Raw genomic sequence first — 26,719 nt, forward strand, 5'->3', positions numbered from 1 at the left:
GTCAAAAAGCCGGAACAGCTTGCGCTGTTCCGGCTTTTTTCATTCCAATCCGATGCTGGTACCGTTACGTATCGATGGCCGCTGGCGCCGCCTTCTCCTGCACGCCTGGACCGGTGGCGCCGTCGAATCCCAAGCCGCTCAAGGCGTTCAGTTCGTCCACATCGCCGACACCCTCGGCAAACACCTGCATGCCCATCTTGTGTGCGATGCTGTTCAAGCCCTTGAGGAAAATCTGGTTACCTGAATTGCTGTTCAAGTCGCGCACAAAACTGCCGTCGACCTTGACGTAGTTGAGCGCCATATCGTGGACCAGGCCAATTTGCTTGAAATGGCGCCCGAAGTGCTCGATGCCCAGTTTGCAGCCGCTCCAGCGCACGGCATCGCAAAACACGCGGAAGGCGTCGAGCTGGGCGAACACGCCACTCTCGGGCACCTCCAGCCACAGGCGCGACGCCGCCGCCGGCCGCGCCGCGATCAGGTCCAGCAGCTGGTGGCGGAACTCCTTGTCCTGGATCGAGCGGGCCGACAGGTTCACTGCCAGGCCGGGCAGAGCTGCATCCTTGGCCAGCTCCTCCAGTCCCAGCGTGACGGCCACCAGGTCAAGCCGTGTGGTCAGGCCAATCCGTTCGGCGATTGGCAGAAAGCGCGCAGCCGGGAACCATTCGCCGCCAAACATCAGGCGCAATGCAGACTCGCGATGCACGACCCGGCCTTCCAGGTCCAGCACGGGGAAGCTGGCCAGCTTGACCCAGCGCTGTTCCAGGCTGCGCATGATCAGCTTGGCCCATTCGTCGCCGGAGCGCGGTGCTTCGGCGATATTGAGCGGCAGTTCTTCACGCACGGCGCTGACGCCCTGCGCCTCGGCGGTGGCCAGCGCCGTGTCGACCTGCGACAGCAAGGCGCCGAGATTGAGGCCAAACTGGATTTTTCCCATACCGACAAACACGCGCGCCTCCTGGCCACTGCGTTCGCTCGCCTGCGCGCTCACGCCGTCGAGCAGCAGCTGGGCTACGGCATGCGGCTCTGCCCCCCGCAGCACCAGGGCGAAGTCGCTACCGTTCAAACGCGCCGCAAAACCGCCGTGCTGCTGCGCCTGGGCCTCGAACAAGCTGCCGATGGCCGCCAGCATGGTGTCGGTGGCCTTGTGGCCCAACTGGCGATTCAGATCGGCCAGCTGCGACAGGCGCAGCAAAATCAGGCTGCCTTGGGCACCATCTTCGACATTGAGCGTTTCGCGCATTTGCTCCATGAAGTGGTGACGGTTGGCCAGGCCGGTCAAGGCGTCGGTATTGGCTTCGCGCCGGATCGCCTCGAGCCGGTCCGCTTCTTCGGCAAACATCGACTTGAGCAGCACGGAGGCCGAATTCATGGCCGACGTCAGTTGGCGCAGTTCGGGCACGTTCGACTCGGGCGTGGTCACGAAGCGGCGGTCGGCAATGGCCCTGGCCTGCTCGACGACGGCGTCCAGCGGCCGTTTCAGGCGGCGCAGAATCAGCGTGGCAAGATAGCCCGCGACAAGGCCCGACAGCGCCAGCGCGGCGATCATCTGCAAGGTTGAATTCCACAGCGCCTGATAGGCGAAATGGCTGCGACTGACAATGGTAACCGTGCCAACCTGCTTCCAGCCGCTGGCGATATGGGCACTGCCCGGTGCCGCGTGCAGCGGCAGCAATGATGTGAACCAGGCAGGCACGCCGCTGTCGACCGCTGGCGCGCGCCGCTCGACCAGGACCTTGCCGCTCGGGTCGGTCAGTGTGATGACATCATAGTGGCCGCTGTCGAACAAGGCGGCAATGGCCAGTTCCAGCTCGACCGGCTCGGCACCGCGCTGCCCCAGCGACTGCGCCAGCACGTTGGCATTGTCGACGTTCTTCATCTCGAGCTGGGTCTGGAGATAGGAACGCGCGCTCAGCGTGGTGGCCAGCAGGCCGCCAGTCAGGGCCAGTAAGGTTCCAATGATCAGGGCGATCCAGAGTTGGCGGTACATCGACATGAGGCGTCCTCACAAATGGTAATTAGAATGCATTAATCAAAGCCTTCGCGGCGCGCGCGCAGCAGCAGATCCTGCCAGGCCGACAGGCGCTCGGTGCCACCAGCGGCCTGACTTGACGCCGCCACGCCGGCAAACACACCTTGCCGGTTAAAGCTGAATACTGGTGCCAGATCGCTGCGCCGTGCAGCGGGACGTATCTCGCCCAGCAGGTTATCGAGAATCAGTGGATCGGCATCCGGACTGGGGTAGTACGCCAGCACCATGTGCGCTTGCTGCACCGCGCTCGACGGGCCGCCCAGGCGCGCGCGCACGTAAATGAGGCGCAGCTGCGTGTCCGGCACATCCAGGTCGAGCAGGGAAAAGTATTTCGCGATAACAAAATCTTCGCAGTCGCCTTTTCCTTTTAACATCGTTTCGAACGGTGTGGCCCAGAAATCCGACTTGCCCCACACGCCCTGGTCATCGGCAAATTCAATGCGCCGGTTGAAAAAATCATTCACCTTGCGCAGCTTGATGTCGATTGCCTGCTGACGATTATCGTCGAGTAATTTCGCCCAGTCGCGCACAACAGGCGCGGCAGCACCGGCAGCCTGAACCCGCGCTGCCAGCTTTGCGGCATCGAACGCCAGCACCGATCCTGCGCAAAACAGCGCGGCCACCACCACCAAACGCACACGCGCCGACCGCGCCCGCTTGGGCTTGCAGCGCGCAACATGACCTGGGGCGGTGGGGAGTGGCAAGGGCGGAGGTCAGGCTCACGCCCGATTTAATTAACAAAAAGAAATATCTTTTGTGTTTAAGCAAAGATCGTGGAACAAGATTACAATACGTCAAATCGCAAAAAAAGGGAAACGCCGCGCTTTACATAGTTGCGTGGGAACATCCAATTTTCAGCATTCACCGTATAAGCTATACAGCTGACTGTCCTAAAACTCGACGGGCTGCAAAACCATTGCCACTATGCATTATTTTAACGCAAAAAGAAACTGTTCAGTCCCGCCGACTGCCAAGGAAAATCATTGAAAATGAAGTTAAAAAAAACCTGCGCGCTGATCACCCTCGCCTTTGCCTGTGTGGCCACGCAAGCGCAAAGTCAGACCCAGACCCTCAAGGACGTCACCCAGCAAGCCATTCTGTCGAACCCTGAAGTACTGGCTCGCTGGCACGCTTTCGAAGCAGCCAAACACGAGCGCGCAGCCAGCGCTGGCGGCTTTTTGCCCCGCCTGGACCTGACCGCCGGCGCCGGCCGCGACAACCTCGACGACCCGCTCAAATCGAATGACCTGAGCCGCCACAACAGCTCCCTGACCCTGACCCAGACCCTGTTTGACGGCGCCCTGGTGTACAACGACGTGGCGCGCCTGGACCACCAGCGCCTGGCCCGACTGTATGAATTGCGCGACACTTCCGAAACCGTGGTATTGGATGTGGTGCGTACCTACGCTGACGTGCTGCGCTATCGCCGCCTGGTCGAACTGGCCGAAGAAAACTACATCCGCCATCGCGCCGTGTTCATGCAGATCCAGAAGAAGACCCAGGCTGGCGTCAGCCGCCGGGTCGACCTCGAGCAGATCGCAGGACGCCTGGCACTGGCGGAATCGAACCTGCTGCAGGAAACGGCCAACCTGCATGACGTGGCCGCGCGCTTCCAGCGTCTGGTCGGCGTCGTGCCGGCCCCCACGCTCGAACCGATGACGGCGCTGACGGCTGCCATGCCGCAAAGCCCGAATGCGGCGCTGGATGGCGCGCTCAAGTCGCATCCGGCGGTGATGGCCGCAGTTGAAAGTGTGCGCGCCAACGACAAGGCATCGAGCATTCGCAAAGCCAGCTACGCGCCGCGCGTTGACTTGCGCCTGCGCTCTGACCGTGGCGGAAATCTGAGCGGCCTGGCTGGCCGCACCAGCAACGAGGCGGTTGAAATTCAGATGTCGTGGAATCTGTTCAATGGCTTTAGCGATGTGTCGCGCGTGCGCCAGCAGGCAGACCTGATCAACGTCGCCCGTGACCAGCGCGACAAGGCCTGCCGCGACGTGCGTCAGACCCTGCTGATCGCCTACAACGACACCGTCAAACTGACCGAACAGCTGGGCTATCTGGACCAGCACCAGCTGTCGATCGAAAAGGCGCGCGACGCCTACCGCAAGCAGTTCGACATTGGCCAGCGTTCGCTGCTTGACTTGCTTGATTCGGAAAACGAATTGTTCCAGTCCAAGCGCGCCTATGCGAATGCCGAATACGACCGCTACTTCGCCTTTGCCCGCACCCACGCCGGCATGGGCGTGCTGCACCAGGCTTTGGGTTTGTCGCGCCAGGAACCGGGCGAACTGCCCGACCTGGGCAAGCAGGACGACAAGGAAGAACAGGCGCAGAACTGCCCGGTTGAAGCGGCGCCGGTGTACGTGATCGACAAGGTCAAGCTCAACGAGCGCGCCAAGGAGTACATCTTTGAGGCACCGGCGGCAGCGCCGGAAGCGGCGCCCGTGGTGCAGCCACCCGTGCTGACCCCAAAAGCAAAATAAGGTGAAGAGGCACGCGCCGCACTTGCGCGGCGTGTGTCTAGCTGGCGTTCTTTTGCATGAACACCGAGAGCGGGTCCTCGGGATAATCGCCAAATGCCGCGCGCTTTTGATAGCCGAGCCGCTCGTACAGCTTCAGCGCTTCGGCCATCGTCGGCCCCGTTTCAAGCATGAATGTGCGGCATCCCTGCCCTGCCGCCTTCGACTCCAGCGTTTCGATCAGCGCGCGCGCCAGTCCCTTGCCGCGCGCCTGGGGACGGATGTACATGCGTTTGATTTCACCGTACTCGGGCTTGATCACGATCGCGCCGCAACCAAGCGCTGCCCCTTCGGTATCGCGCACCACGGCAAACATCACGCTCGGATGCAGCAGCGAGGCGATATCGAGCGCGTACACGTTCTCGGGCGGGTACAGCGAATACAGGTAATCATCGAGCTCCGCAATCAGCGCGCGGACATCGTCTTGATCAGGCGTTTCAAAAGATATGTGCATAAGCTAGCGGTACCAACATCGCCCTCGCGAAGGCGCTGGCGCATGCGCCAGCCCTATCCCACACTACCGAATTCGGTAACGTGGGATGGCCCCCCGCCTGCGCGAGGGCGATGTTATTGGAGTAGTTGAATCAAGGTGTGCGGATCGGCAGCCACTTTCATCAGCCCGGCATGCTGCGGCTTGATGAACCCCTCATGCGCGGCATGGCCCAAAAAACCCACCAGCTGATCGTAAAACCCGCCCACATTGAGCAGCCCTACCGGCTTGCTATGAATCCCCAGCTGCGACCAGGTCAGCATCTCGAACAACTCCTCGAGCGTACCCATCCCACCCGGCATCGCAATGAAGCCATCGGCCCGTTGCGCCATCAGCGCCTTGCGCTCGTGCATATCGCGCACCACGAACAGCTCCGTCAACCCCGGATGCGCCAGCTCCCGGTCAACCAGCTGCTGGGGAATGACACCGGTAACCTGCCCGCCGGCTGCCAGCACGGCATCGGCAATGGTGCCCATCAGACCCACATTGCCGCCGCCGTAAACCAGCCTGATACCATGATCGGCCAGCGCGCGCCCCATGGCCCGTGCCGCCTCTGCATACACTTCATCGGCGCCCGCATTAGCGCCGCAATACACAGCAATCGACTTCATTCGTCCTCGAGTTCTTCCTTGGCTGCTTCCACATCCAGCCGTTCCATCGCATCCTGCGGCTCGACCGCGGCTGCCTCTTCGTACAGCTTGACCGCTTCCTTCATTTTCTTTTCGCCTTCGAGCGAGACCAGCGCGTTGGCATACTCGATGCGGCCGATCGCGGTATCGGGGTTCAGGTCCAGCGCCTTTTTGAACGCCTTGATACCCTCTTCCTTCTTGACCTTGTAGGTGAGCCCACCAATCATTGCACCGACGCTGCCAATAATCTCGGTGTGAAAAGCGCCCAGCGCGATGTGGGCATCGGCATGCTTGGGGGCGAGTGCGATGGTCTTATCGATGCTGTTGCGTACCTTGGGCGCAATTCCCTGGGCCAGTGCCTTGACGATGGAAATGCCCTGGGCGTAGCGGCCCAGCGCATACGCATGCCAGTACCAGGCAGCCGCGTTATCGGGCTGCTCCTGCTGGTGCCGTTCGCAGCGCTCGGCCACTTCTTCGAACATGGCGATTTTCTTCTTGTCGCTCTTTTCCAGATACGTGGCATACATGCAGCTGGCCTTGTGGGCCACCGCGTAACCCTCCACGCCAGCGTCCAGACCCAGCTTGGCCGCTTTTTCGAACTCGCCTGCGTGGAAGGCAATCCACGCATCGACCAGGGCCGCCTTTTTAGGGAACGGCTCGCAATCGCCCACATGCAGGCGCGGCCAGGCTTTCTTCAGCGTGGCCGCGGTGTACACATAGGCGTCGTCCGGATGCGGGAATTTGGTCCATGCCATAACGCGTCTCCTTACTTGAGTTGTTTGAGATATTCTTCGGACAGTTTTTCGAACAGCAGATGGGTGTCGCCGCGCAGGTACGGCCCCACCAGCGACAGCACCTGGTAGCAGCCGCGCGCCAGCGCGTCGCTCATGGCCTGCTGTTCCGTATATTTGCGCGGATTGCGCACGTACTCGTAAGACAGCCAGTAAGTCGCCACCACCACCATGTTGGTGGCCATGGCATTGATTTCGGCGTCCGACGCTTCCAGCGATTTTTCGCTGCGCAGGTCTTCGCACAGCTGCTTGGCCACCTTTATCTTGTGGGCCAGGATCTGTTTGAAGTGCAGTTCGAGCTTGCGGTTGCGCGACAGCAGATCGTTCAGGTCGCGGTAGAAGAAGCGGTAGCGCCACACCAGTTCAAACATCAGGTGCAGGTACAGCCACACGTCTTCGATGTTGGACCGGCGCCCTTCCGGCACGGTCAGGATGCGCTCGATCTCGGCTTCGAACTGCACGAAGATCGAGTTGACGATGTCGTCCTTGTTGCGGAAGTGGTAGTACAGATTACCGGGCGAGATATTCATCTCTTCGGCGATCACCGTGGTGGTGATGTTCGGCTCACCGAACTCGTTAAACAGCCGCAGGGACAGCTCAAGGATGCGTTCGCGGGTTCGGCGTGGAGCTTTTTGTAGCATGGCGGGCGGTCTGGTGTTTTTCTCACGCAAGCATAACACCGAAACCGCCATGTCAACAGTGCTAGGAGTGCGCCACTTTCAGGTAGCGTTCCAGGTCGTCCAGGCTTTGACGCAGGCGCGCCAGCGCCTGCCGCGAAGGTGCCTGCTGCACCAGCGACAGACTGGTATCGCGCAGCACGTTCATTTTCAGGCGCAAACCGTGGCGCGCCAGCTTGGGGGCGATTTCCGCACGGCGCTCCAGCAGCATCATGCGCGTGTTCTGGTAGGCCTGCTCGCACATGCGGCGCCGGTTCGAGTAACTGAAGATATTGGTGAAGAACAGTTCGGCGTCGTCCTGATTAGGCTGGAACAGCAAAATATCGACCTGGGGATGGCTTTTCTCGTAGCTGGCCATGCCCGAGGCAATGCGCGAGTGCAGGATGGAACGCAGGGTTTGCGACAGCACGTCAACCAGCCCGCCCGACGACAATTTGGCGCCTGCCGCCAGCTGATCGCGGCTGGCCGCGTTGTACGGGACGATCGCATTCACGCAAAACAGCATATCAACCCCGTGTTCCAGGGCGATTGAGGCGTGCATGCTTTTGCGCAGCGCACCATCGACAAAATGGTGGCCGTCGATGTCGACCGGCGGGAACAGGCCGGGCACCGCAGCCGACGCCTGGACCGCCTTCGAGACCGGGGTGTGGTCCCAGCCGGCGTCGCCGAAGCGCACCGCTTCGCCGGTATCGAGATCGGTCGCGACGATCACCAGCTTATGGCGCAGTTTGCGAAAATCGTTACTGCGTCCCGCACGGGCAAATGTCTGTTTCAGATAATGGTGAATGCCATCGCCCGACAGGATCCCGGCCGGCAGCGCCTCCTTGAAGCGCTCGAACGAGGCGAACACGCTCTTGCGATGGCGCGCATAGTGGAACAGGGAGCCAGCCAGCAGGGCCGGCACCATGGCCAGACGCTTGCTCAGCTCCGCGCTGGCGGGCCGCAGCAGGATTTCGGGTTTGAACAGGGGGGCGCCATCACCGGCTTCCACGTCGCTTTCGATGAACAGGCGGCACATCTGGTGTGGTGTGATGCCGTTGGCCAGGGCTGCGGCTATGATGCCGCCGGCCGAGATACCGACGTAAATATCGGCCTCGTTCACGTCCAGGCCCTCAATCGACTCTTCCAGCGCGGCCAGCACGCCGATTTCATAGACAGCCGCCAGCGGACCGCCGCCAGCGAGGGCAAAGCCGATTTTGGGTTTTGAAGGTGTATTCATAAGCGGCGTCATCCCAAGACCCACATCGTCCTCGCGCAGGCGGGGACCTATACCACGTTACCGAAGTTGTTCGAGGTGGAATGGGTCCCCGCCTCCGCGAGGACGATGTCGGTTAAAACAAAAAAGGCCTGCGCAAGCACAGGCCCTTCCTTAAAGCGTGCTCAGCGGCAAATTACGCGCTGGCAACCGGGGTCGAATTGACCTTTTTCGGTGCAGCTTTCTTGGCTGCCGGCTTGACCGCGATTTTCTTGGCGACTGGCTTGGCTGCGGCCTTTTTCGCGGCTGGCTTGGCCCCGGCTTTTTTGGCGGCTGGCTTGGCAGCGGCCTTCTTGGCAGCTGGCTTGGCCGCTGGCTTGGCAGCTGCAGGGGCTTTCTTGCCGCTCAGGGTAGCGACGGCGCGGCTCAGCTGCTCGACGCGCTTGGTCAGTTCCTGGATGTCTTTCTGGGTTGGTACGCCAATGGTCGACAGAGCGCGGGCAACGCGGTCTTCGAAGACCTGTTCCAGCTTGTCCCACGAACCCGAAGCCTGCTTGGAGACGCCGTCGGCGACCTTGGTCACGGTGTCGGTGACTTCGGAGACGCGGTCTTCGGCCATCGAACGGGTACGGCGCTGCAGGTTGTTACCTTCTTCAACGAGCTTGCTGAATACTTTGCCGCCTTCTTCCTGGGCCTTGGCGAAGGCGCCCAGGCCTGCCTGCCAGATCTGGTGAGCGGAGGTACGAACAGCGCTAGCCAATTGTTTGTCTTCGGTTTTTGCCAGTGTCTTCAGTTTCTTTACCATGTCGAGCTCCAGTCTGATTTGTAGTGATTCGAGGTAGATACCTTTTTTGATGAAACCATTCTAGACAGCTAATCTAGAGATCGGATACTAAAACCACCGAGCGCCCCTTCTAAATCGGACGGCCGGGTACAACAGACTCCTTGCCAATCCGTCATTCCCCTGTAATGATTGGACTATCCATGACGGACCATCATAGAACAACCAGCAAAGGGAGACCACGATGCAGTATTTCGTAACGGGAGCGACTGGGTTTATCGGCAAGCGATTGGTAAAAAAGCTGTTGGCACGCAAAGGGAGCGTGGTGTACTTCCTGATGCGCGAAGCGAGCCGCGACAAGCTGCCTGACCTGCTCGAGTACTGGGGCACCACCAAGGCCCGCGCCATCCCCGTATTTGGCGACCTGCGTTCGCCCAAGCTGGGCGTATCCAAAGAGGATACCAAGAAGCTGGCCAAAACGATTGACCACTTCTTCCACCTGGCCGCTATCTATGACATGACTGCCGACGCCGAAGAACAGATGGAAGTGAACGTCGAGGGCACGCGCCACACCGTCGATTTTGCCAACGCCATTGCGGCCGGCTGCCTGCACCACGTCAGTTCCATTGCTGCCGCCGGCATGTTCGAAGGGATCTTCCGCGAAGACATGTTCGACGAAGCCGAAGGGCTGGACCATCCCTACTTCGCCACCAAGCACGAGTCCGAAAAAATCGTCCGTAAAGACACCAAGGGCGCGTTCCGCGTCTACCGTCCCGGCATGGTGGTCGGTGACTCCAAAACCGGCGAGATGGACAAGATCGATGGACCCTATTACTTCTTCAAGCTGATTCAGCGCATTCGCCAGCTGCTGCCGCCATGGATGCCGACCATTGGCATCGAGGGTGGGCGCATCAATATCGTGCCGGTCGACTTTGTGGTCAATGCGATGGACCACATTGCCCACCTGCCCAAGCTGGACGGCCAGTGCTTCCACCTGACCGACCCGGAACCGATGCGCGTTGGCGAAGTGCTCAATGTGTTCTGCCGCGCCGCCCACGCGCCCACCATGAGCATTCGCATCAACGCCGCGCTGCTGGGCTTTATCCCCAAGTCGGTCAAGAAGGGCATCATGTCGCTCACGCCGGTACGCCGCGTGCGCGACGCGCTGATGAAGGACCTGGGCCTGCCGTCGGACCTGATGGGCTTCATCAACTACCCTACCCGCTTCGACAGCCGCGAGACCCAAAAGGCGCTCAAGGGCACGGGCATCGCCTGCCCGCAACTGGAAACCTATGCAGCACCGATCTGGGACTACTGGGAACGCCATCTGGACCCGGACCTGTTCATTGACCACACCCTGCGCGGCACTGTAGCCGGCAAAGTGGTGCTGATCACGGGCGGCTCCTCGGGCATTGGCCTGGCGGCAGCGCACAAGATCGCCGAAGCAGGCGCCATCACCATCATTTGCGGCCGTGATGAAGACAAGCTGGCCGAAGCCAAAAAGGAGATCAACGACCGTGGCTTCGAGTGCATCACCTACCAGGCGGACGTGGCCGACATGGCCGACTGCGACCGCTTCGTCCAGGTTTTGCTGGACAATCACGGCAAGGTCGATGTGCTGGTCAATAACGCAGGCCGCTCGATCCGCCGCGCCATCGAGTCGAGCTACGACCGCTTCCACGACTTCGAACGCACCATGCAGCTCAATTACTTCGGCTGCCTGCGCCTGACCATGGGCTTGCTGCCGACGATGATCGCGCAAAAACGCGGCCACATCATCAATATCTCGTCGATTGGTGTATTGACGAATGCGCCGCGCTTCTCGGCTTACGTGGCCTCCAAGGCGGCGCTGGAAGCCTGGACCCGCTGCGCCTCGTCCGAACTGTCCGACGTGGGCATCAAGTTCACGACGATTAACATGCCACTGGTGCGCACGCCGATGATCGCTCCGACCAAGATCTACCAGAACGTGCCGACCCTGGCGCCGGAAGAAGCGGCCGACATGATCGCCGAGGCCATCGTCTACAAACCTGTGCGCATCGCCACCCGGGTCGGCGTATTCGGGCAGGTGCTGCACGCGCTGATGCCGCGCGTGGCGCAGATCGTGCTTAACACGACGTTCCGTATGTTCCCCGATTCGGATGCGGCCAAGGGTGGCGACAAGAAGGCGCCGCAAATGAGTTCCGAACAGATCGCCATGCAGCAGCTGCTGCGTGGGGTGCACTTCTAATCAGGCTGCATCTGTCACAATCGAAGCGGGCTGCGGCCCGCTTTTTTTCGGCCATGCTCAGCCGGCCAATAATGCGATCATTTCCGGCAACTCGCGTTGTTGCGCCAGGGAACGCGGTGTATGGCCCTGCGCTTCAGCAACTGGCGATGCGCCTCGCTCCAACAAAACCCTGGCAATGTCGAGCTTGCCCATTTCGGCAGCGCGATGCAAGGCCGTAAACCCGCGAAAATCGCGCGCGTTTGGCTCTGCGCCATGCTCCAACAGGAACAAAACCGCTGCCAGATTATCGCCCTGGACTGCATTCATCAATGGCGTCGCCCCCTGATGCGACTGCACATCGACCGAAGCGCCCTTGGCCAGCAGCAGCGACATGATCGCGCTGTCAGGCTGTACCAGCGCCCAATGCAACGGTGCCAAACCGTCGCCTGCCAGCAGGTCAACGGGGATACCGGCGCCCAGGGCTTGGTTGATTTTGTCCATGTCCGCCTTCGCCACGGCGATGTGGAGCAATGAATGGGAACGAAGCGGCATCGTCGGTGGCACGCGCGCAAAGTCGTGCGGGGTTGCGCATTGCGCCTGATTGCCGAACGTGGAAAAACACCATTGGGCAGCCAGCTGCGGATTCTGCGCTAACTCGGCCGGAATCGGCACTGGATAGTCCTGGCCAAGAACATGGCTGCGCAACAGATAATCAAGGGTTTTGGCCGTGAGATTCTCATCGTCGCTCATCTGCCCAAAGCTGCCGTCAATCTTCCTTACAGTAAGAAACTTCCCATCCTGTTCAGTATGCGCCACCACATACACTTCGCGCTGCCAACTGCGCACACAGATGATCTTGTTGTCGCGGTAGAAAATGGCCCATTTATGTTCCATCTGCATGGGCGTGAACAACACGCCGTCAGCCAGCAGGCCATCGATGGGGAACGTCAGATCGGCAGGGACGCTCTCCCTGTCATTTGGCAGCTGCCCGGCAAATGCTTCGCCATCGTCATTGCCATACGATACTGCGTTTGTTGCACAGCGCGGATCAGCCGAAGTCGACATCATCGACTGCGTGAAGGAACGCATATCAAGTATCGGCACGCCCCAGGGGTTCGCATCCGCTTCGACCCAGACGATGCCCGGTTCGGGTGCGCTGTCCGGCACAGTCTTGCCCGCCGGCGGCAGCGTTGGTGGGACAGCGGCGGCCGCGTCAGGCGGAGTGGATTCGTGGGTGTTGTTCATCCCGAGCAATGCTTTAAGCTTTCCCCAAACCATTTCCTAAGTCCTTATCATTCCTGCGCAATTCGCGTTCAAGTGCAGGTGACCGTCCAGGCGTTGTAGTCCAGACCGCTGCGCCGCACCCACACCGTGGCGCTACTGCTTCGATCGCTTTTAAACACTAAACCGGCGAGTACTTCCGAGCTGGAACCTGCGGTGCCAATGTCAATACTGTCGAGTGAAAAATTGAGCGCACGGCGCGAGGCGCATTGCGAATTGCCGCCAAACAGAAGGCGCGCGCTTTTCAGCACCTCGCGTTCATGTTCGAGCAAGCCGACGACGTCGGCATCGGGCATGGGATAGACCAGGCGCACCGGGCGCGCGCTCTTGCTGCAGCCCTTGGCGTCGAGCCAGACCAGCTGGCGCGCCGACTCACTGACTGCCCAGGTCCCGTTATAGGCAAAGCTGCGCCGCTGCATGCGGCATAAGGAACGCAGCCCGCGTCTGGGCGGAGAGTCGGCGACGGCGAGCACGGTTTCCTTGCCGCCGTCGGCGCGACCCACAGTGAACACCGGCTGATCACTGTGATCGTCGGGGAAGGCCTTCTGGTAGAAGTCGTAAAAGGTTTTGCGCTCGGTCTCGCTCAATGCACGCTGGGCCGGCGGCTCGTTGGCTGCCCGCACGTCATGGCCAATAAAGACAGCGGCAAGGATCCAGCTACAGGGGAGAAGCCGACCCATTCAGTGTTCAGCCCCGCGGACGCGGGCCAGTACGCGCGTTGTCATTTGACGCGATACAGCGCGCACAGCTTGTGCCCGTCCGGGTCGCGCACATACGACAGATGCAATGCACCCATGTCGCTCTGGCGCAGACCAGGCGGGTCTTCAATCGACACGCCGCCGTGGGCGACTGCGGTATCGTGGAACAGCTTTACCTGTTCGGCAGAGCTGCATTTGAAGCCGATCGTGCCGCCGTTGGCGTAGCATGCTTCCTCGCCGTTGATTGGCTCGCTGACGCAGAAGGTGCTGCCGTCGTGGCGGTAGAACAGGCGGATGTGGCCCGATGGTGCCGCGTTGCGGAACGGCTGGCCTGCGCCAAGCACGCCCAAAACGGCGTCATAGAACTGCTTTGAGCGCTCGATATCGTTCGAGCCGATCATGATGTGATTGAACATGGTCTTTCCTTGGTCAGGTGTAGGTTTGCAGCTTCAGGATCGAATGATAATCGATTTGATACAGGACCCCAAAACATCGTCCTCGCGAAGGCGGGGACCCATTCCACGTTCCCGAAGTTGTTTGACATGGAATGGGTCCCCGCCTTCGCGAGGACGATGTATCACTGCAGCGCGTCTTGCTCCTGCCCTTGCGCTGGCACCTTGCCACGCCCCTGGCTGCTGCCATTGCCATGCAACTGGCTGTGCAAACGGAAGCCTTCGCGGATATTTTCGCGCAGGACCGCCCCTTTCCATGGTTTGGTATAGAACCGGTCAATCGCGCCATGATTAATGGCGGCCATGATCGGCGTCAGATCGGCATACGCCGACAGCATGATGCGGAAAGTATCCGGACACAGGTTCTTCACCCGTTCCATGAACTCGGTTCCGCTCATGAGCGGCATGCATTGGTCGCACAGGATCACGTGCACCTTGTTACGCGCCAAAATATCGAAGCCCTCGGCCGCCGTCTGCGCGGTCAGGATGCGGTAGCCATCCTGCGCCAAAAAGTCCGACAGCACGTCGAGCATGAACGCATCGTCGTCGACGATGAGCAGCGTTTGCTGGTCGACCAGACCATCTTCCACCGGCGCTGCCAGGGCTTTGCCCTCGTGGAGCATGGCTTCGAACTCCAGTTCCGGCACCGGCTTACTGAAGTAGTAGCCCTGCATCTCGTCGCAGCCATGGCGGCGCAGGTAGGCCAGCTGCGCGTCGCGCTCCACACCCTCGGCGATCACTTGCAGCTTCAGGCTGTGCGCCATGTTGATGATCGCCAGGACGATGGCCGCGTCGTCCGGGTTGCTGGTCACTTCGCGCACGAAGGCAATATCGATCTTGAGCTTATCAATCGGGAAGCGCTTAAGATAGGCCAGGCTCGAATAACCGGTGCCAAAATCGTCAATGGAGATCTTGATGCCCAGTGCTTTGAGGTTGCGCAGCACCGTGATGGTGTCTTCGGCATTGGACATCAGCGAGCTTTCAGTCAGCTCCAGTTCCAGCAGTTCAGGCGCAATTTCGTGCACCTTGATCGCATTGAGCACCTCTTCTTCCAGTCCACCGAGGAAGAACTGCACGCCCGAGACGTTGACCGACAGATGCACCGGCCCTGTCTTGGACTTGCCCCATTTGCTGATCATGCGGCACGCTTCATTCAGTACCCAGGTACCCACCGGCACAATCAGCCCGGTCTCTTCCAGCACCGGGATGAACAGCGCCGGCGACACCATGCCGTGGCCCGGCCGCTTCCAGCGGATCAGCGCTTCTGCGCCGCTGATGCGGCCCGAACCGATATGCACTTTGGGCTGCAGGTACAGCACAAACTCGCGGTTGTCGATGGCGCGGCGGAGCGCATTTTCCAGGTCCAGCCGCGCCAGCGATTGCGCGTTCATTTCCGCCGTAAAGAAGCGGAACGCATCGCGCCCGGCCTCTTTGGCGCGGTACATGGCCGTATCGGCGTACTTGATCAGGGTATCGGCATCGAGTCCGTCGTCGGGGTAAATGGTGATGCCGATGCTGGCGGTGGTGGTCACTTCGTGGCCGTCCAGGTCGAACGGCCGGCGCAGCGCTTCGCGGATCTTGTCCACCACGGCCAGCGCCGACTGCGGCCCTTCGGGCAGCATCAGGATGGCGGCAAATTCGTCGCCGCCAAAGCGGCCAATGGTGTCGCGCACACGCAAGCTGTCGACCAGGCGGCCGGCAAACTGGCGCAGCAGTTCGTCGCCGCAGGGGTGGCCCAGCGTGTCGTTGATGTTCTTGAAGCGGTCAACGTCAAGGAACAGCACCCCAACCGACCAGTGGTGTTCGGCAGCCTGCTCGAGCGAGCGTGTCAGGGCCGAATAGAACTGACTGCGGTTCGGCAGTCCGGTCAGGGTATCAAAGTGGGCCAGGCGCAGCAGGCGGCTTTCGGCTTCCTTACGTTCGGTGATGTCGCGTGCCACGGCCACCAGCACCCAGCTGGCACCCGAGCGCAAAGTGCGGCGCTGTACTTCCACCGCTACGCGTGAGCCGTCGCGGCGCTGCACTTCCAGTTCGGCCATGGCGCCGGACTGGTCGCCTGCCAGCAGGCGCTCATACAGATCCTTGAGCCGTTCCAGGTCAGTGCCTTCGACATTCTGGGTGCCCAGCGCCATGAAGTCGTCGCGCTCGAAGCCCAGCATGCGGCAGGCCGTGGCGTTGACGTCGACAAAGCACATGGCCGAGCGGTCGATCAGGAAAATGGCGTCGGCCGTTGCGTCCATGGCAGCGCGGAAGCGGCGCAAGTCTTCATCCAGGCGGATGCGGGCCGTCATGTCGGCGGTCAGCTGCGCATGATGGCGCTTGATTTCTTCGTACAGCAGCAGGTTTTCGTAGGCCACCGCGATCTGCGCGCTGACTGTGACCGCGACCCGCTCATCGACCTCGGAGAAGCTGCTGCCGCCAAGCTTGTCAACCAGGTACAGCCAGCCGTGCACGCGCTCACGCGAGGCAATCGGCACGCCGAGGAAGGAATGCACTGGTGGGTGGCCATGCGGCAGGCCGATCGCGCGCGCGTCGCCATTGAGGCCGTCGATGCGCTGCGGCTGGCGTTTTTCCATCAGCGTGTTCAGCACACCCACGCGCGGGGTTGCGGCCACCACCCGCGCCTGGCGGTTGTCGCCGCACGAGGAGAAGTAGCTGAGTTCATCGGCGCCCTCTTCCAGCACGCCGATGCAGGCGTACTTGGACACGCAGATGTTTTGCGCCACGCGGCAGCCAATTTCGATCAGCGCCGCGGGGTCGCGTTCGGCGCCCAGGTCGATGCCCAGCTCGATGAGCGAGGTCAGACGCAGACTCACCGCCTGCAGGCTCGATAAAGAACTGGCCAGCCGGTCCGTCATCTGCGCCAGGTCGTACGACGGCCGTGGCGTGTCGCCATCGTTGGCCATGCGCGAGAGCAGATGGGTGGACGACTCGACTTCGTCGAGATACTCGGCCACCGTGTGGTCGATCACAAACATGCGGTTCGCGTCCGAGGCCGCATTGGCAAACTCGGGCAGGCGCGCCGGCTCGTTCATGCCCAGCGCCTCGTGCACGGCGCGCAAAATCACGTCGGGATCGGACGGTTTCGGCAGCACCCAGCGCACACCGCAGGCCTCGGCCATGCGGTTGGCCTCGCGTTCGCGATAGGTGGCGGTATAAAAAATGACAGGTACGTGGGTCGTCTCGGGGTCCGCGTGCAGCGCGGTGACAAACTCGTAGCCGTCCATATTGGGCATCAGGATGTCGGAGATGACCAGGTCGGGCTGTTCGCGCTTGACCACCTTCAAGCCTTCAACGCCGTCCGCCGCTTCGATCAGGCGGTGACCGCCGTAGCCCAGCAGGGTAATGAGGAACTCGCGATTGAGCACATGGTCGTCCACGATCAGGATCGTGGCGCGGCGCGTCTCCGGCATGGCCTCTGACACCGGGTCAGTTGCCTCGGAGGGGAGCTCCCCGGTCTGCGCCCCCGGCAAAAAACTTTCAAGTTCGGCCACAAAGGTGTCCGGCTCAATGGGTTTGCCAACATAGCCGTCGAATCCGGCTGCAAGCAGGCGTTCACGGTCGCCCACCATGGCCAGTGCCGTGACGGCCAGAACGGGAATGTGGCGCAGCGCAGGGTCCTGCTTCAGCGCCGATACGACTCCATAGCCGTCGAGCTTGGGCAGATGAATATCAGAAATGATCAGATCGGGGATCGTCTGTCGGGCGGTTTCGACGCCGCTGACGCCGTCAATTGCCATCAATGGGGTATAGCCGAACGCCGTCAGCAGGTACACCATCAATTCCATGTTTGTGGGGTTGTCTTCAATAATGAGAATTCGTGCAGACACGATTCCACTCCCGTCCTGATTTGCCGCAATGATCATGATGAGTTTGAATGACGCTTGTCTATGACAGCGCACTCTCTTCGACTGTATCACGCCTGAGGAAGATGATGCTAAACAATATTTAGTGAGTGAACAGCTTTGCAATTTCTTGCATTAAACGTTCAAGAACACGGGGGTTGCGCCCCATTGCCACATGGCCAACACCGCCGAAGGCGATGTTATGCGCATCGGGTAAAACGCTCGATGTCTGCGGCGCGACGATATTGTCGTGGTGGGTGTAAAAAGACGTGATCAAGCCCCGCAATTCGGGGGTTTCGGACCTGGACAAGCCTTGCAGCCAGTCGCTCATGGCCTCGCCCCGGCGCTGCATCTGGGCGGCGTTTTTACCCACTCCCATCTGTGCCAGACTGGTGCCATGGTGCGGCGTGCCCAGGGTAAACACGTGGCGCAGCCGTCCCGCACCATGCTCGCGCAGATAGGCGCGCGCCACCAGCCCGCCCATGCTGTGCGCCACAATCACCACGGCCGGCGCCCCACTTTTGGCGCACAGGCTGTCGACCGCCGCGGCCACCATGGGGACGTAATCGTCAATCGCGCCCATCAAGGGTTCCAGGTCCAGCGTGGCGTGGCTGATACGGCGCGCATCGAGAAGCGGCGTCAGATGCGCCCAATAGCCACTGTTGCAACCGTATCCGTGCAACAACAGCACCGGCACACCAAGCGCGTCCGGATACAGCGTTTCGCGCGCGGACGCACGCGTCATGAACCAGGACGATTGCAGCATGGTGGCCATGAATTCTTCAGCAAACAGACGCAGGCGCGCGGGCGGCGCGAGCAGGAAGTCGTCAGGCGTGGGGCTGGAATGGCCGCGCGTGAGCAAAAAGTTATTGGCCGTGATGAGCATGCGCACCAGCAACAGCACGCCCAGCGCCGCCAGCAGCGCCAGGGGCCAGGTAAGACCGGCGCCGTGCGCCAGGCTGGCCACGCCGGCCACCGCTCCCGCCTGCAGCAGCAGCACCCAGCGCAGCAATACCCGCGCCGTCATCAGGCCACCAGGCGCGCGGCCGGTTTGCCTGTCAGGTCCTGGGCCAGCAGGCTGGCAAGGCGCGCCGTGATGCCATAAATCGACAACTGCGGGTTGGCGCCGATCGAGGTCGGGAACAGCGACCCGTCGTGCACCGACAGATTGGTGATGCCGTGATAGCGTCCTTTCGAACTGACCACGCCAAGGCGCACATCGTCCGACATGGTGCAGCCGCCCATCACGTGCGCCGACACCACGCGCGTAATATGCGGCTCGTAACTGAGCGTTTCGATGGCCTTGCGCGCATCAAGCCAGCTGGCATATGGCGCGGCCTGTTCATGTACCGGCTGCACGGTTTTGGCACCGGCCGCAAACTGGATCTCGGCCATGGTCAGGTGGGCGCGCTTGACGCCATCCCACACGAAGCGGCTGATCGGATAGTCCAGCACCGGCGCGCCGTTGGCGGCCAGCCCCACGCTGCCGCCGGGCGACTGCTCGTGAAAACCGTCGCGCAGCAACGCCAGCAAGGCGTGCACGTGGGGGAACTGGCGCATGGTTTCGGCATGCGCTGCGCCGTAGCCGGCCATGGTGGTCGACAACAGCAGCGGATGCAGCGGCGGCGCTTCGAGCTTGTAGCCAATCGGGCCATCGATGGCCTGGGTTTCCATGAAATGGTCGGAATAGATGGTCTGCGGCGCACCGGCAAAACCATCAACGCGCTGCGTGAACATGGCCGCCGAGATCACGGTGGGATGCAGAAAGGTGCGCTTGCCCAGCAAGCCGTGTGGATCGGGGGCCTTGGAGCGCAGCAGCAGCGCTGGCGAGTTGATGGCGCCACCAGCGATGACAAAGTGGCGCGCGCGCAGCGTCAGGCGGCGGCCACTGGCGACAATGCCGCCAGCGTCGAGGGCACTGCAAACCAGGCTGTCGACCTTGTCGCCCTTGAATACGAGGTGCTCGGCGCGTGCGTGCGTGACCAGCGTGGCACCCTGGTCGAGCGCAGCGGGGATGGTCGTCACCAGCATCGACTGCTTGGCATTGGTCGGGCAGCCCATGCCGCAGTAGCCGAGGTTCCAGCAGCCCTTTACATTTCGCATGATGGCGGCAGCGGGAATACCCAGCTTGGCCGCGCCGCGTTTGAGCAGGTCATTGTTTTCGTTGGGCGGCGTGAGCCAGGTGGACACATTCAGGCGCTGCTCCATCATCAGGAACCAGGGCGCCAGCGCCTCGGGCGTGTAGTCCTTCAAGCCGTAGTGCTTATGCCAGTAGTCCAGGGTGGGCGTGGGCGTGCGAAAGCTGGAAGTCCAGTTGACCGTGGTGGAGCCGCCGACCGTGCGCCCTTGCAGGATGTTGATGGCCTTGTCTGCGGTTTTGCGCGCGGCAGATTCCTGGTACAGCGAGGGGTAGGCCTCGGCCTCGCGCATCTTGAAGTCTTTCGAGGACTTGAGTGCGCCCTCTTCCACGATCAGCACCTTCAGACCGGAGCGGGACAGGATCTCAGCACTTACGCCGCCGCCGGCACCGCTGCCCACAATGACCACGTCCGCCTCAAGCGTACGGTCCTCGGCCAGGGTAGCGCCATCGATGACCTTCCAGCCGCCGGCCAGGCCGGCCAGAATCGGGTCGGGGATCATATTCGGGTTGCTCATGCGAGCTCCTTCATCGGGCCGGGGTAGCCAATCGACTCCCAGCTGGACGGATCGGCATACCAGCTGCCGATGATCAGGTCATGCAGCGCATGGTAAGCGCCCTGCAGCATGGCCAGGCTGTGAAAGCGCCACTCCTGCAAGAAGGCGCTGACCTGCTCCGGACGGGCATTGGCCCAGCCGCCGGATACGCCCGTCAGTACGCGCCTCGCTGGGGACAGGGCCAGCAGGCCAAACAGATCCTGGACTTCCTTTTGCGCGTTCAGCGGCAGCCCCAGAATGGCCTGGTGTACGCGCCCGGTAGTGGCGGCAATGGCCGCGCTGCGCGCGGCCGCATCGGGCGGCAGCGCCCCCGCCAGCATGGCCGGGATGATGGCGTCGATGGCGGCCTTGGCTTCGCCGTCGAGCACAAAGCGCTGCTGCGGGCCGGGTGGATGGGTGTAGCGGTAAATGCCGCCACCGGCGGCCAGTGCCAGCGCGCCCAGCGCGCCGACTTTCAAAAACGTCCTGCGGTTTGTCCCCATGTCTCTGATTCCATGTATTTTTTTTGTAGTGTACGCCAAAGGGGTAGCCGGATTTACGTGGAAACTAGAGTGATCCGTCTAGAGGTTTCTGGTACAAAGTGGGGCATGAAGAAAGAACTTCTTGTCCAGAAGCTGGAACAGCAACTCAAGCTGGTAGCGGCCGAGCGGGCCAGTGCCAAGGGCGAGCCTGCGCTGCAGGCTGCGCGCACCGCGCTCAAACGCTATCAGTCGGGCCGCCTGGCGGAAACCCATGCTGACCTGCTGGCCAATCCGAACACGCACGATGCCGCCCTGTTCTTCCTGGAGGAGCTGTACGGCGCGCACGACCTGTCGCAGCGCGACGTCGACCTGGAACGCATCATTCCCACCCTGCAGAAAATGCTGTCGTACGAGTCGCTGCACACCATTACCGAGGCCATTGTGCTGGACGCGCTGTCCGAGCGGCTGGACACCGCCATGGCGCGCGTGCTGGGCACCGAGTTCGATGAGGCCAAGTATGTTGCGGCCTACCGCACCGCCACCACGCACGAGGACCGGGCGCGCCAGCTCGACCTGGTGCAGGAGCTGGGCGACTCGCTGTGCGAGCTGGTGAACATTCCCCTGCTGTCCGTGACGCTGACGATTATGCGCGGGCCGGCCATGCTGGCGCGGCTGGGCGACCTGCACGAGTTTCTGGATACGGGGTTCAGGACGTTTAAAAAGATGAAGAAGCCGGCTGCGTTTGTGGAGACTATCGTGGGCAGGGAACGGCGCGTGATGGAAAAGATCTACGCGGGACGCAAGGATCCGTTCGACGTTTATTAAGTCCCACCACATCGCCCTCGCGAAGGCGGGGGCCCATGCCACGTTCCCGGATTCGGTCCAGATGGTATGGGCCCCCGCCTCCGCGAGGGCGATGTAGGGGGGCTCTTATTCTGTATTGGGTGCTCTTATTCTGTAGTGCGTGCTCTTATTTTGTAGTCGGCTCTTGGCGGCTTTTTAATATATGCCGCGCTATCCCGCGCAGAATATTGACTTCCTCGGTCTCGAGCTGGGTCCGCGAAAAAAGCCGCTTCAGACGCGGCATGAGCTTTTTCGGATTATCCGCGTCAAGAAAATCAATCGCCACCAGCGCTTGCTCCAGGTGCGCATACATCCCCTCGATCTGCTCCAGACTGGCCGCGTCCCCATGAAAGCCCACCGCACTGGCCGGCGCCACCACGCCATCGGCCACCCGGCACTCATACGCGAGCACCTGCAGCGCCTGCGCCAGATTGAGCGACGAATAATCAGGATTGGCCGGAATGTTAATCAGCACATTGCACTGTTCGACGATCTGATTGGGCAGCCCGAAACGCTCGTTGCCAAAAATGAGCGCGGCAGACAATTCGCCCTGCCCCGCCACATGCCCGGCAAATTCGCGCGGCATCCAGACAGGCGGCGAAAATTCGCGCAAACGCGCCGACACGGCGGCCGCAAAATTGATGCCTTCCAGCGCCTCGGCCATGCTGCCGACAATGCGCGCGCCTTCCAGCACGTCCTGCGCGCCGCTGGCAAAGGCCACTGCCTCGGGGTCGGCCAGCGCGTCCGGAAAGCGCGGATTGACCAGTACCAGATCCGAAAAACCCATTGTTTTCATGGCCCGTGCAGCGGCCCCGATATTGCCGGCGCGGCTGGTCTCGACCAGGACAAAACGCAGGCGTTTGAAAACAGAAGTCGGTGTTTCGGGCAGATTCATTTAAAATAGCGCTATCGCGCGGCGTGAAAGGATGCAATTTTAACCTTTCGACGCCGCTTCGCTCTTTAATTCATTCTTGTTCACTACCGTTCGCTGCGACCATGGGGCCGCCGTGGGCGTTAGCGTTCTTTTAACGGAAAATACAATGCACCCAATGCTCAATACGGCGATCAAAGCTGCTCGCCGCGCCGCCACCGTCATCCAGCGCGCTTCGTTCGATGTCGATCGTGTTGTTGTTACTGAAAAACAACATAACGATTTCGTGACCGATGTGGACCAGGCAGCGGAACAGGCCATCATCGAGACCCTGCTCAAAGCCTACCCCGACCATGCCATTCTGGCCGAGGAATCGGGTGCATCCAAAAACCTGAACGACGAGAGTGAATTCGCGTGGATCATCGACCCGATCGATGGCACCACCAACTTCATGCACGGCTACCCTAACTATTGCGTATCGATTGCCCTGTCCCAGCGCGGCATCATCACCCAGGCTGTCATCTATGACCCTGTGCGTAACGATTTGTTCACCGCCACCAAGGGCGCCGGCGCCTATCTGAACGACAAGCGTATCCGCGTCACCAAGCACGACCGCATCTCCAACTGCCTGCTTTCCAGCGGCCACGCAGCCGGCCCGAAAGCGCTGGCCGACTACATCAAGATGTACGGCGTCATGGCCGAACGTTGCCAGGCCATCCGCACCGCCGGTTCGGCCGCGCTGGACCTGGCCAATGTGGCTGCCGGGCGCAGCGACGGTTTCTACGAAAAAGGCCTCAAGCCATGGGATATCGCTGCCGGCGCCTTGCTGGTAACGGAAGCCGGCGGCATTTGCGGCGAGTTCAACGGCGAATCCGAGTACCTGTACAAGGGTGACATCATTGCCGCCAGCCCGAAGGTGTTTGGCCAGATGGTCACGCTGCTGTCGCCTTTCGCGTAAAATACCCGCAAGCGATTGACCGGGAACACGATTGTGTTCCCGCCCACCCTCTAAATTTCCACAGCACAACTAAATTCGTTTAGACTCGCTGTTGTTATGCTGCAATTCCCGGTGGCACCGATTCCAGTGCCTTTGCCACCGCGGTTTTCTAAAATTGATTGCCTGCGACTGGCGCTCCTGAAAGCGAGCGACGGGCCGATCTCCACCATAAAGTTAACATGTCCTTTTCTAAACTCGGCCTGTCCGATGCCATCGTTCGCGCTGTGACCGAACACGGTTACACCGTCCCGACCCCGATCCAGACCCAGGCAATTCCTGCCGTGCTGGCCGGCGGCGATTTGCTGGCAGGCGCACAGACCGGTACCGGCAAGACCGCCGGTTTCACGCTGCCGATCCTGAACCGCCTGTCGACCGATCCGGTCGGCGCCGCGCTCACCAGCAAGACCTCGACCCGCGCGGTGCGCTGCCTGATCCTGACCCCGACTCGCGAACTGGCGGCCCAAGTCGAGGAAAGCGTGCGCGTGTACGGCAAGTACACCCAGCTCAATTCGGCTGTGATCTTCGGCGGCGTGGGCATCAACCCGCAAATCAAGCAGCTCAAGCATGGCGTCGACATTCTGGTCGCCACCCCGGGCCGCCTGCTGGACCATATGGAACAGCGCACCGTCGATCTGTCCAAGATTGAAATCCTGATCCTGGACGAAGCTGACCGCATGCTCGACATGGGCTTCATCCGCGACATCAAGAAAGTGCTCGCTGCCCTGCCTGCCAAGCGTCAGAACCTGCTGTTCTCGGCGACCTTCTCGGAAGAGATCAAGGCCCTGGCCGACGGCCTGCTGAACAAGCCAGCCATGATCGAAGTGGCACGCCGCAATTCGACCGTGGAAGTGATCGCGCAGAAGATCCACCCGGTTGACCGCGACAAGAAGCACCCGATGCTGGCCCACCTGATCAAGTCCAACAAATGGACCCAGGTGCTGGTGTTCACGCGCACCAAGCACGGCGCCAACAAGCTGGTGGAACAGCTGGGCGCCGACGGCATTGGCGCCCTGGCCATCCATGGCAACAAGAGCCAGACTGCCCGTACCCGTGCGCTGTCCGAATTCAAGGATGGCACGCTGCAAGTGCTGGTCGCCACCGACATCGCCGCGCGCGGTATCGACATCGACCAGCTGCCGCACGTGGTGAATTACGATCTGCCAAACATTCCTGAAGACTATGTGCACCGCATTGGCCGGACCGGCCGCGCCGGCGCCACCGGCGAAGCTGTATCGCTGGTGTGCGTGGACGAACATGACATGCTCAAGGATATTGAAAAGCTGATCAAGCAAACCCTGCCGCGTCAGGTCATTCCGGGCTTCGAGCCAGATCCGAACGCACGCCCACAAGCAATCCAGCTGCGCAGCGGTGCCCCAGGGCATGGCGGCCGTGGCGGACGCTCGGGTGGCGGCCAAGTGGTCAAGGTGGGCAGCGGTAACCGCAATGCCGCCAAGCCACGCAGCGCCGGCGGTGGCGGTGGCGGTGGCAATGCAGGCGGCGGCGGCGGCAACAGCCGTGGCCCGCGCCAAGCGCCGCCGCACCGTTCGGGTGGCCGCGGCCGCTAAGCCGTTTCCATTCGCTTCAAAGGCGCCGCCGGTTCAGTCCGCCGGCGCTTTTTTATTGCTGCTTCAGTTGGCGTAGTTGCGAATCACGCCCACCACCACGCCCCAGAGCTGTACCTGCGCGTCCACCGGCATGCGCCACGGCGCCTGGGCGGCGTTTTCGGCGCGCAGTTCAAGGGCGCCGTTGAAGTAGAACAGACGTTTGAGTGTGTATTCGCCCTGCACCAGCGCGATGACCAGGCGCCCGTGTTCCGGAGCGACCGAGCGGTCCACAACCACCTTGTCACCTTGCACGATGCCCGCGTCTTCCATGCTGTGATCGGTGACCGCAAACAAAAAGGCGCCTGTGTTGTCCTGGCTGATGGCGGCCTGCTGGTCCGGTACGGCCGTGCCAAAGCCGGTGGCAATTTTGTGCGCCATGAGCCAGAAGCGCATGGACTTGGGCGCCAGGTTTAAGGGACTCGGTTGTTGGCCTACGCCACGCTCGGATAGGGAAATTGCCAGTTCTGACATGATCGAAAGAAGTACTGTATGAATATACAGTATAGCCAGTTCGCGGCGAAATGGGGAGGATTTTCGCTGGCTCTTTTCTGTTGTCGGGCAGCCTTACATTTCCCTCGGTGCGGAAGCGCTAAGTCCTTGATTTATTGGACTTGGCACGATCCCTGCGTTCCTGTTTGCGCTCTGTCAATTTCGGCAGAATGACTACGTGAAGGACCTCCATGCAATCGAGCCGCCTTGCTTTTCTCCTCCTCGCCCTGAACCTGGCCGCCAGCCCTGCCTTTGCGACGCCCATTGCCAACGGCGCCCACGTCAGTACCTATGTGCGCGATTGCCGCACCGAAGCCGAACGCCTCGCGGGCACGCCCACGCCCAGCCTGTGCGACGACAACACCAGCACCTTCCAGAACACCATCGTCGACCAGCGCTACGACAGCAATTTCGGCGGCCTGACGGCCGCTGCCGGCACCTTGCACCCGCTCGCCACCAATACACGCGGCTCGGTCGATGCGTCGGGCACGCCAGGCACCCTGATTTTGCGTCAGGCCACCTTCAGCACCGCCAGTTACGCGCGCGCATCAAGCCAGGTTGAAGCGATGCAAAGCTTCACCTGGGATGGCACCGGCTCGGCAACGCGCACCGTTGCCGGGCACCTCGATTTTAGCGGCACCAGCGTGGGTACCCAGGCCGATTTTTTTGCCGCGCTGACCTCGGCGGCCTCCATGATTTCGGCCTCGATCCATGTATTTTCGCTCGATACAGTCAGCTTTGATGTCGATACGGGCGTGACCACACGGCCGTTCTTTGACAGCATCGCCAGTACCCTTCCTGACTACCTGAGCAGCGGCAGCACGAGTTTTGAAACCGGCACCGGCAGCGCGCTCGACTGGACCATGGACTTCACCATGGTCGCCGGGCGCACCTACTACATCGATGCCTGGTTTGGCATCTGGGCCAAGTACGGGGCCGAGATCGACGCCTCGCACACCTTTACCGCCACACTGGGCCAGATGGAGAACGGGGTGTTTGTAGCAGGTACGCAGGGCCTGGACCTGGCCGATCCGCTCGCCGATCCTATTCGCGTCAGCAACAACGTGCCCGAGCCCGGCAGTCTCGCCCTGCTGCTCCTTTCTTTAGGGGCACTGGGCTGGCTGCGCCGCCCACGCTAGACAAACGAGTGTCGCCCTCGCATTC

Annotated in this window: 23 protein-coding genes; 6 read left to right on the forward strand and 17 right to left on the reverse strand. The window is 61.4% G+C overall.

Annotated elements, in window-relative coordinates:
- Positions 1-64: 64 nt before the first annotated feature.
- The gene (locus BUC24_RS13350; protein WP_073216691.1) at positions 65-1,993 is read right to left on the reverse strand and encodes a bifunctional diguanylate cyclase/phosphodiesterase; all 1,929 of its coding nucleotides are present in this window, start codon (positions 1,991-1,993) and stop codon (positions 65-67) included.
- A gap of 32 nt (positions 1,994-2,025) precedes the next feature.
- On the reverse strand, positions 2,026-2,667 hold the full coding sequence (locus BUC24_RS13355) for a transglutaminase-like cysteine peptidase (protein ID WP_229448201.1): 642 nt from the start codon (positions 2,665-2,667) through the stop codon (positions 2,026-2,028).
- Positions 2,668-3,018: 351 nt separating this feature from the next.
- On the opposite strand from BUC24_RS13355, the gene BUC24_RS13360 reads away from it, so the two are divergent.
- The gene (locus tag BUC24_RS13360; RefSeq protein WP_073216694.1) at positions 3,019-4,512 is read left to right on the forward strand and encodes a TolC family outer membrane protein; all 1,494 of its coding nucleotides are present in this window, start codon (positions 3,019-3,021) and stop codon (positions 4,510-4,512) included.
- Between the two features lie 37 nt (positions 4,513-4,549).
- On the opposite strand, the gene BUC24_RS13365 is transcribed toward BUC24_RS13360, so the two are convergent.
- From BUC24_RS13365 to BUC24_RS13390, 6 genes are all read right to left on the reverse strand, one after another.
- Positions 4,550-5,002 (reverse strand): GNAT family N-acetyltransferase, encoded by a 453-nt coding sequence (locus BUC24_RS13365; RefSeq protein WP_073216698.1) that lies wholly within the window; start codon positions 5,000-5,002, stop codon positions 4,550-4,552.
- 113 nt (positions 5,003-5,115) lie between these two features.
- The gene (locus BUC24_RS13370; protein ID WP_073216701.1) at positions 5,116-5,649 is read right to left on the reverse strand and encodes an LOG family protein; all 534 of its coding nucleotides are present in this window, start codon (positions 5,647-5,649) and stop codon (positions 5,116-5,118) included.
- Positions 5,646-6,422 (reverse strand): tetratricopeptide repeat protein, encoded by a 777-nt coding sequence (locus BUC24_RS13375; RefSeq protein ID WP_073216704.1) that lies wholly within the window; start codon positions 6,420-6,422, stop codon positions 5,646-5,648. The genes BUC24_RS13370 and BUC24_RS13375 overlap by 4 nt, the downstream gene beginning before the upstream one ends.
- Positions 6,423-6,433: 11 nt before the next feature.
- Positions 6,434-7,099 carry a TetR/AcrR family transcriptional regulator gene (locus tag BUC24_RS13380; protein WP_073216707.1) on the reverse strand — a complete coding sequence of 222 codons (666 nt, stop codon included), beginning with the start codon at positions 7,097-7,099 and terminating at the stop codon, positions 6,434-6,436.
- Between the two features lie 61 nt (positions 7,100-7,160).
- Positions 7,161-8,354, reverse strand: a complete 1,194-nt coding sequence (locus BUC24_RS13385) for a patatin-like phospholipase family protein (protein ID WP_073216711.1) — start codon at positions 8,352-8,354, stop codon at positions 7,161-7,163.
- 172 nt (positions 8,355-8,526) lie between these two features.
- Entirely contained in the window at positions 8,527-9,135 is a 609-nt protein-coding gene (locus BUC24_RS13390; RefSeq protein WP_073216714.1) for a phasin family protein, read from the reverse strand.
- A gap of 220 nt (positions 9,136-9,355) precedes the next feature.
- Here BUC24_RS13390 and BUC24_RS13395 point away from each other — a divergent pair, with 220 nt between their 5' ends.
- Entirely contained in the window at positions 9,356-11,341 is a 1,986-nt protein-coding gene (locus tag BUC24_RS13395) for an SDR family oxidoreductase (RefSeq protein ID WP_073216717.1), read from the forward strand.
- Between the two features lie 57 nt (positions 11,342-11,398).
- Here BUC24_RS13395 and BUC24_RS13400 read toward each other — a convergent pair whose 3' ends face one another.
- The 7 genes from BUC24_RS13400 to BUC24_RS13430 form a co-directional block, all read right to left on the reverse strand.
- Positions 11,399-12,565 (reverse strand): ankyrin repeat domain-containing protein, encoded by a 1,167-nt coding sequence (locus BUC24_RS13400; protein ID WP_073216720.1) that lies wholly within the window; start codon positions 12,563-12,565, stop codon positions 11,399-11,401.
- A gap of 68 nt (positions 12,566-12,633) precedes the next feature.
- Positions 12,634-13,281 (reverse strand): hypothetical protein, encoded by a 648-nt coding sequence (locus BUC24_RS13405; protein ID WP_143167508.1) that lies wholly within the window; start codon positions 13,279-13,281, stop codon positions 12,634-12,636.
- Between the two features lie 41 nt (positions 13,282-13,322).
- Positions 13,323-13,715 carry a VOC family protein gene (locus BUC24_RS13410; protein ID WP_073216726.1) on the reverse strand — a complete coding sequence of 131 codons (393 nt, stop codon included), beginning with the start codon at positions 13,713-13,715 and terminating at the stop codon, positions 13,323-13,325.
- A 161-nt stretch (positions 13,716-13,876) separates the two neighbouring features.
- Complete coding sequence (locus BUC24_RS13415) at positions 13,877-17,581, reverse strand: EAL domain-containing protein (protein ID WP_229448203.1); 3,705 nt, start codon at positions 17,579-17,581, stop codon at positions 13,877-13,879.
- Positions 17,582-17,699: 118 nt separating this feature from the next.
- The gene (locus BUC24_RS13420) at positions 17,700-18,623 is read right to left on the reverse strand and encodes an esterase/lipase family protein (protein ID WP_073216732.1); all 924 of its coding nucleotides are present in this window, start codon (positions 18,621-18,623) and stop codon (positions 17,700-17,702) included.
- The gene (locus tag BUC24_RS13425) at positions 18,623-20,251 is read right to left on the reverse strand and encodes a GMC family oxidoreductase (protein ID WP_073216734.1); all 1,629 of its coding nucleotides are present in this window, start codon (positions 20,249-20,251) and stop codon (positions 18,623-18,625) included. Before BUC24_RS13425 ends, BUC24_RS13420 begins: the two co-directional genes overlap by 1 nt.
- Entirely contained in the window at positions 20,248-20,772 is a 525-nt protein-coding gene (locus BUC24_RS13430) for a twin-arginine translocation signal domain-containing protein (protein ID WP_073216738.1), read from the reverse strand. The genes BUC24_RS13425 and BUC24_RS13430 overlap by 4 nt, the downstream gene beginning before the upstream one ends.
- 105 nt (positions 20,773-20,877) lie before the next feature.
- On the opposite strand from BUC24_RS13430, the gene BUC24_RS13435 reads away from it, so the two are divergent.
- The gene (locus BUC24_RS13435; RefSeq protein WP_073216740.1) at positions 20,878-21,576 is read left to right on the forward strand and encodes a DUF8198 family protein; all 699 of its coding nucleotides are present in this window, start codon (positions 20,878-20,880) and stop codon (positions 21,574-21,576) included.
- A gap of 145 nt (positions 21,577-21,721) precedes the next feature.
- Here BUC24_RS13435 and BUC24_RS13440 read toward each other — a convergent pair whose 3' ends face one another.
- On the reverse strand, positions 21,722-22,489 hold the full coding sequence (locus BUC24_RS13440) for an RNA methyltransferase (protein WP_073216743.1): 768 nt from the start codon (positions 22,487-22,489) through the stop codon (positions 21,722-21,724).
- 154 nt (positions 22,490-22,643) lie between these two features.
- Here BUC24_RS13440 and BUC24_RS13445 point away from each other — a divergent pair, with 154 nt between their 5' ends.
- On the forward strand, positions 22,644-23,423 hold the full coding sequence (locus BUC24_RS13445; RefSeq protein WP_073216746.1) for an inositol monophosphatase family protein: 780 nt from the start codon (positions 22,644-22,646) through the stop codon (positions 23,421-23,423).
- Positions 23,424-23,641: 218 nt separating this feature from the next.
- Entirely contained in the window at positions 23,642-25,027 is a 1,386-nt protein-coding gene (locus BUC24_RS13450) for a DEAD/DEAH box helicase (RefSeq protein ID WP_073216749.1), read from the forward strand.
- Between the two features lie 63 nt (positions 25,028-25,090).
- Here BUC24_RS13450 and BUC24_RS13455 read toward each other — a convergent pair whose 3' ends face one another.
- Positions 25,091-25,459 carry a LexA family protein gene (locus BUC24_RS13455; RefSeq protein WP_073216753.1) on the reverse strand — a complete coding sequence of 123 codons (369 nt, stop codon included), beginning with the start codon at positions 25,457-25,459 and terminating at the stop codon, positions 25,091-25,093.
- A gap of 287 nt (positions 25,460-25,746) precedes the next feature.
- On the opposite strand from BUC24_RS13455, the gene BUC24_RS13460 reads away from it, so the two are divergent.
- Entirely contained in the window at positions 25,747-26,694 is a 948-nt protein-coding gene (locus BUC24_RS13460) for a PEP-CTERM sorting domain-containing protein (RefSeq protein WP_073216756.1), read from the forward strand.
- The last annotated feature ends 25 nt before the right edge of the window (positions 26,695-26,719 follow it).

The sequence above is a fragment of the Massilia sp. CF038 genome (assembly GCF_900129765.1).
GTDB lineage: Bacteria > Pseudomonadota > Gammaproteobacteria > Burkholderiales > Burkholderiaceae_D > Telluria_A.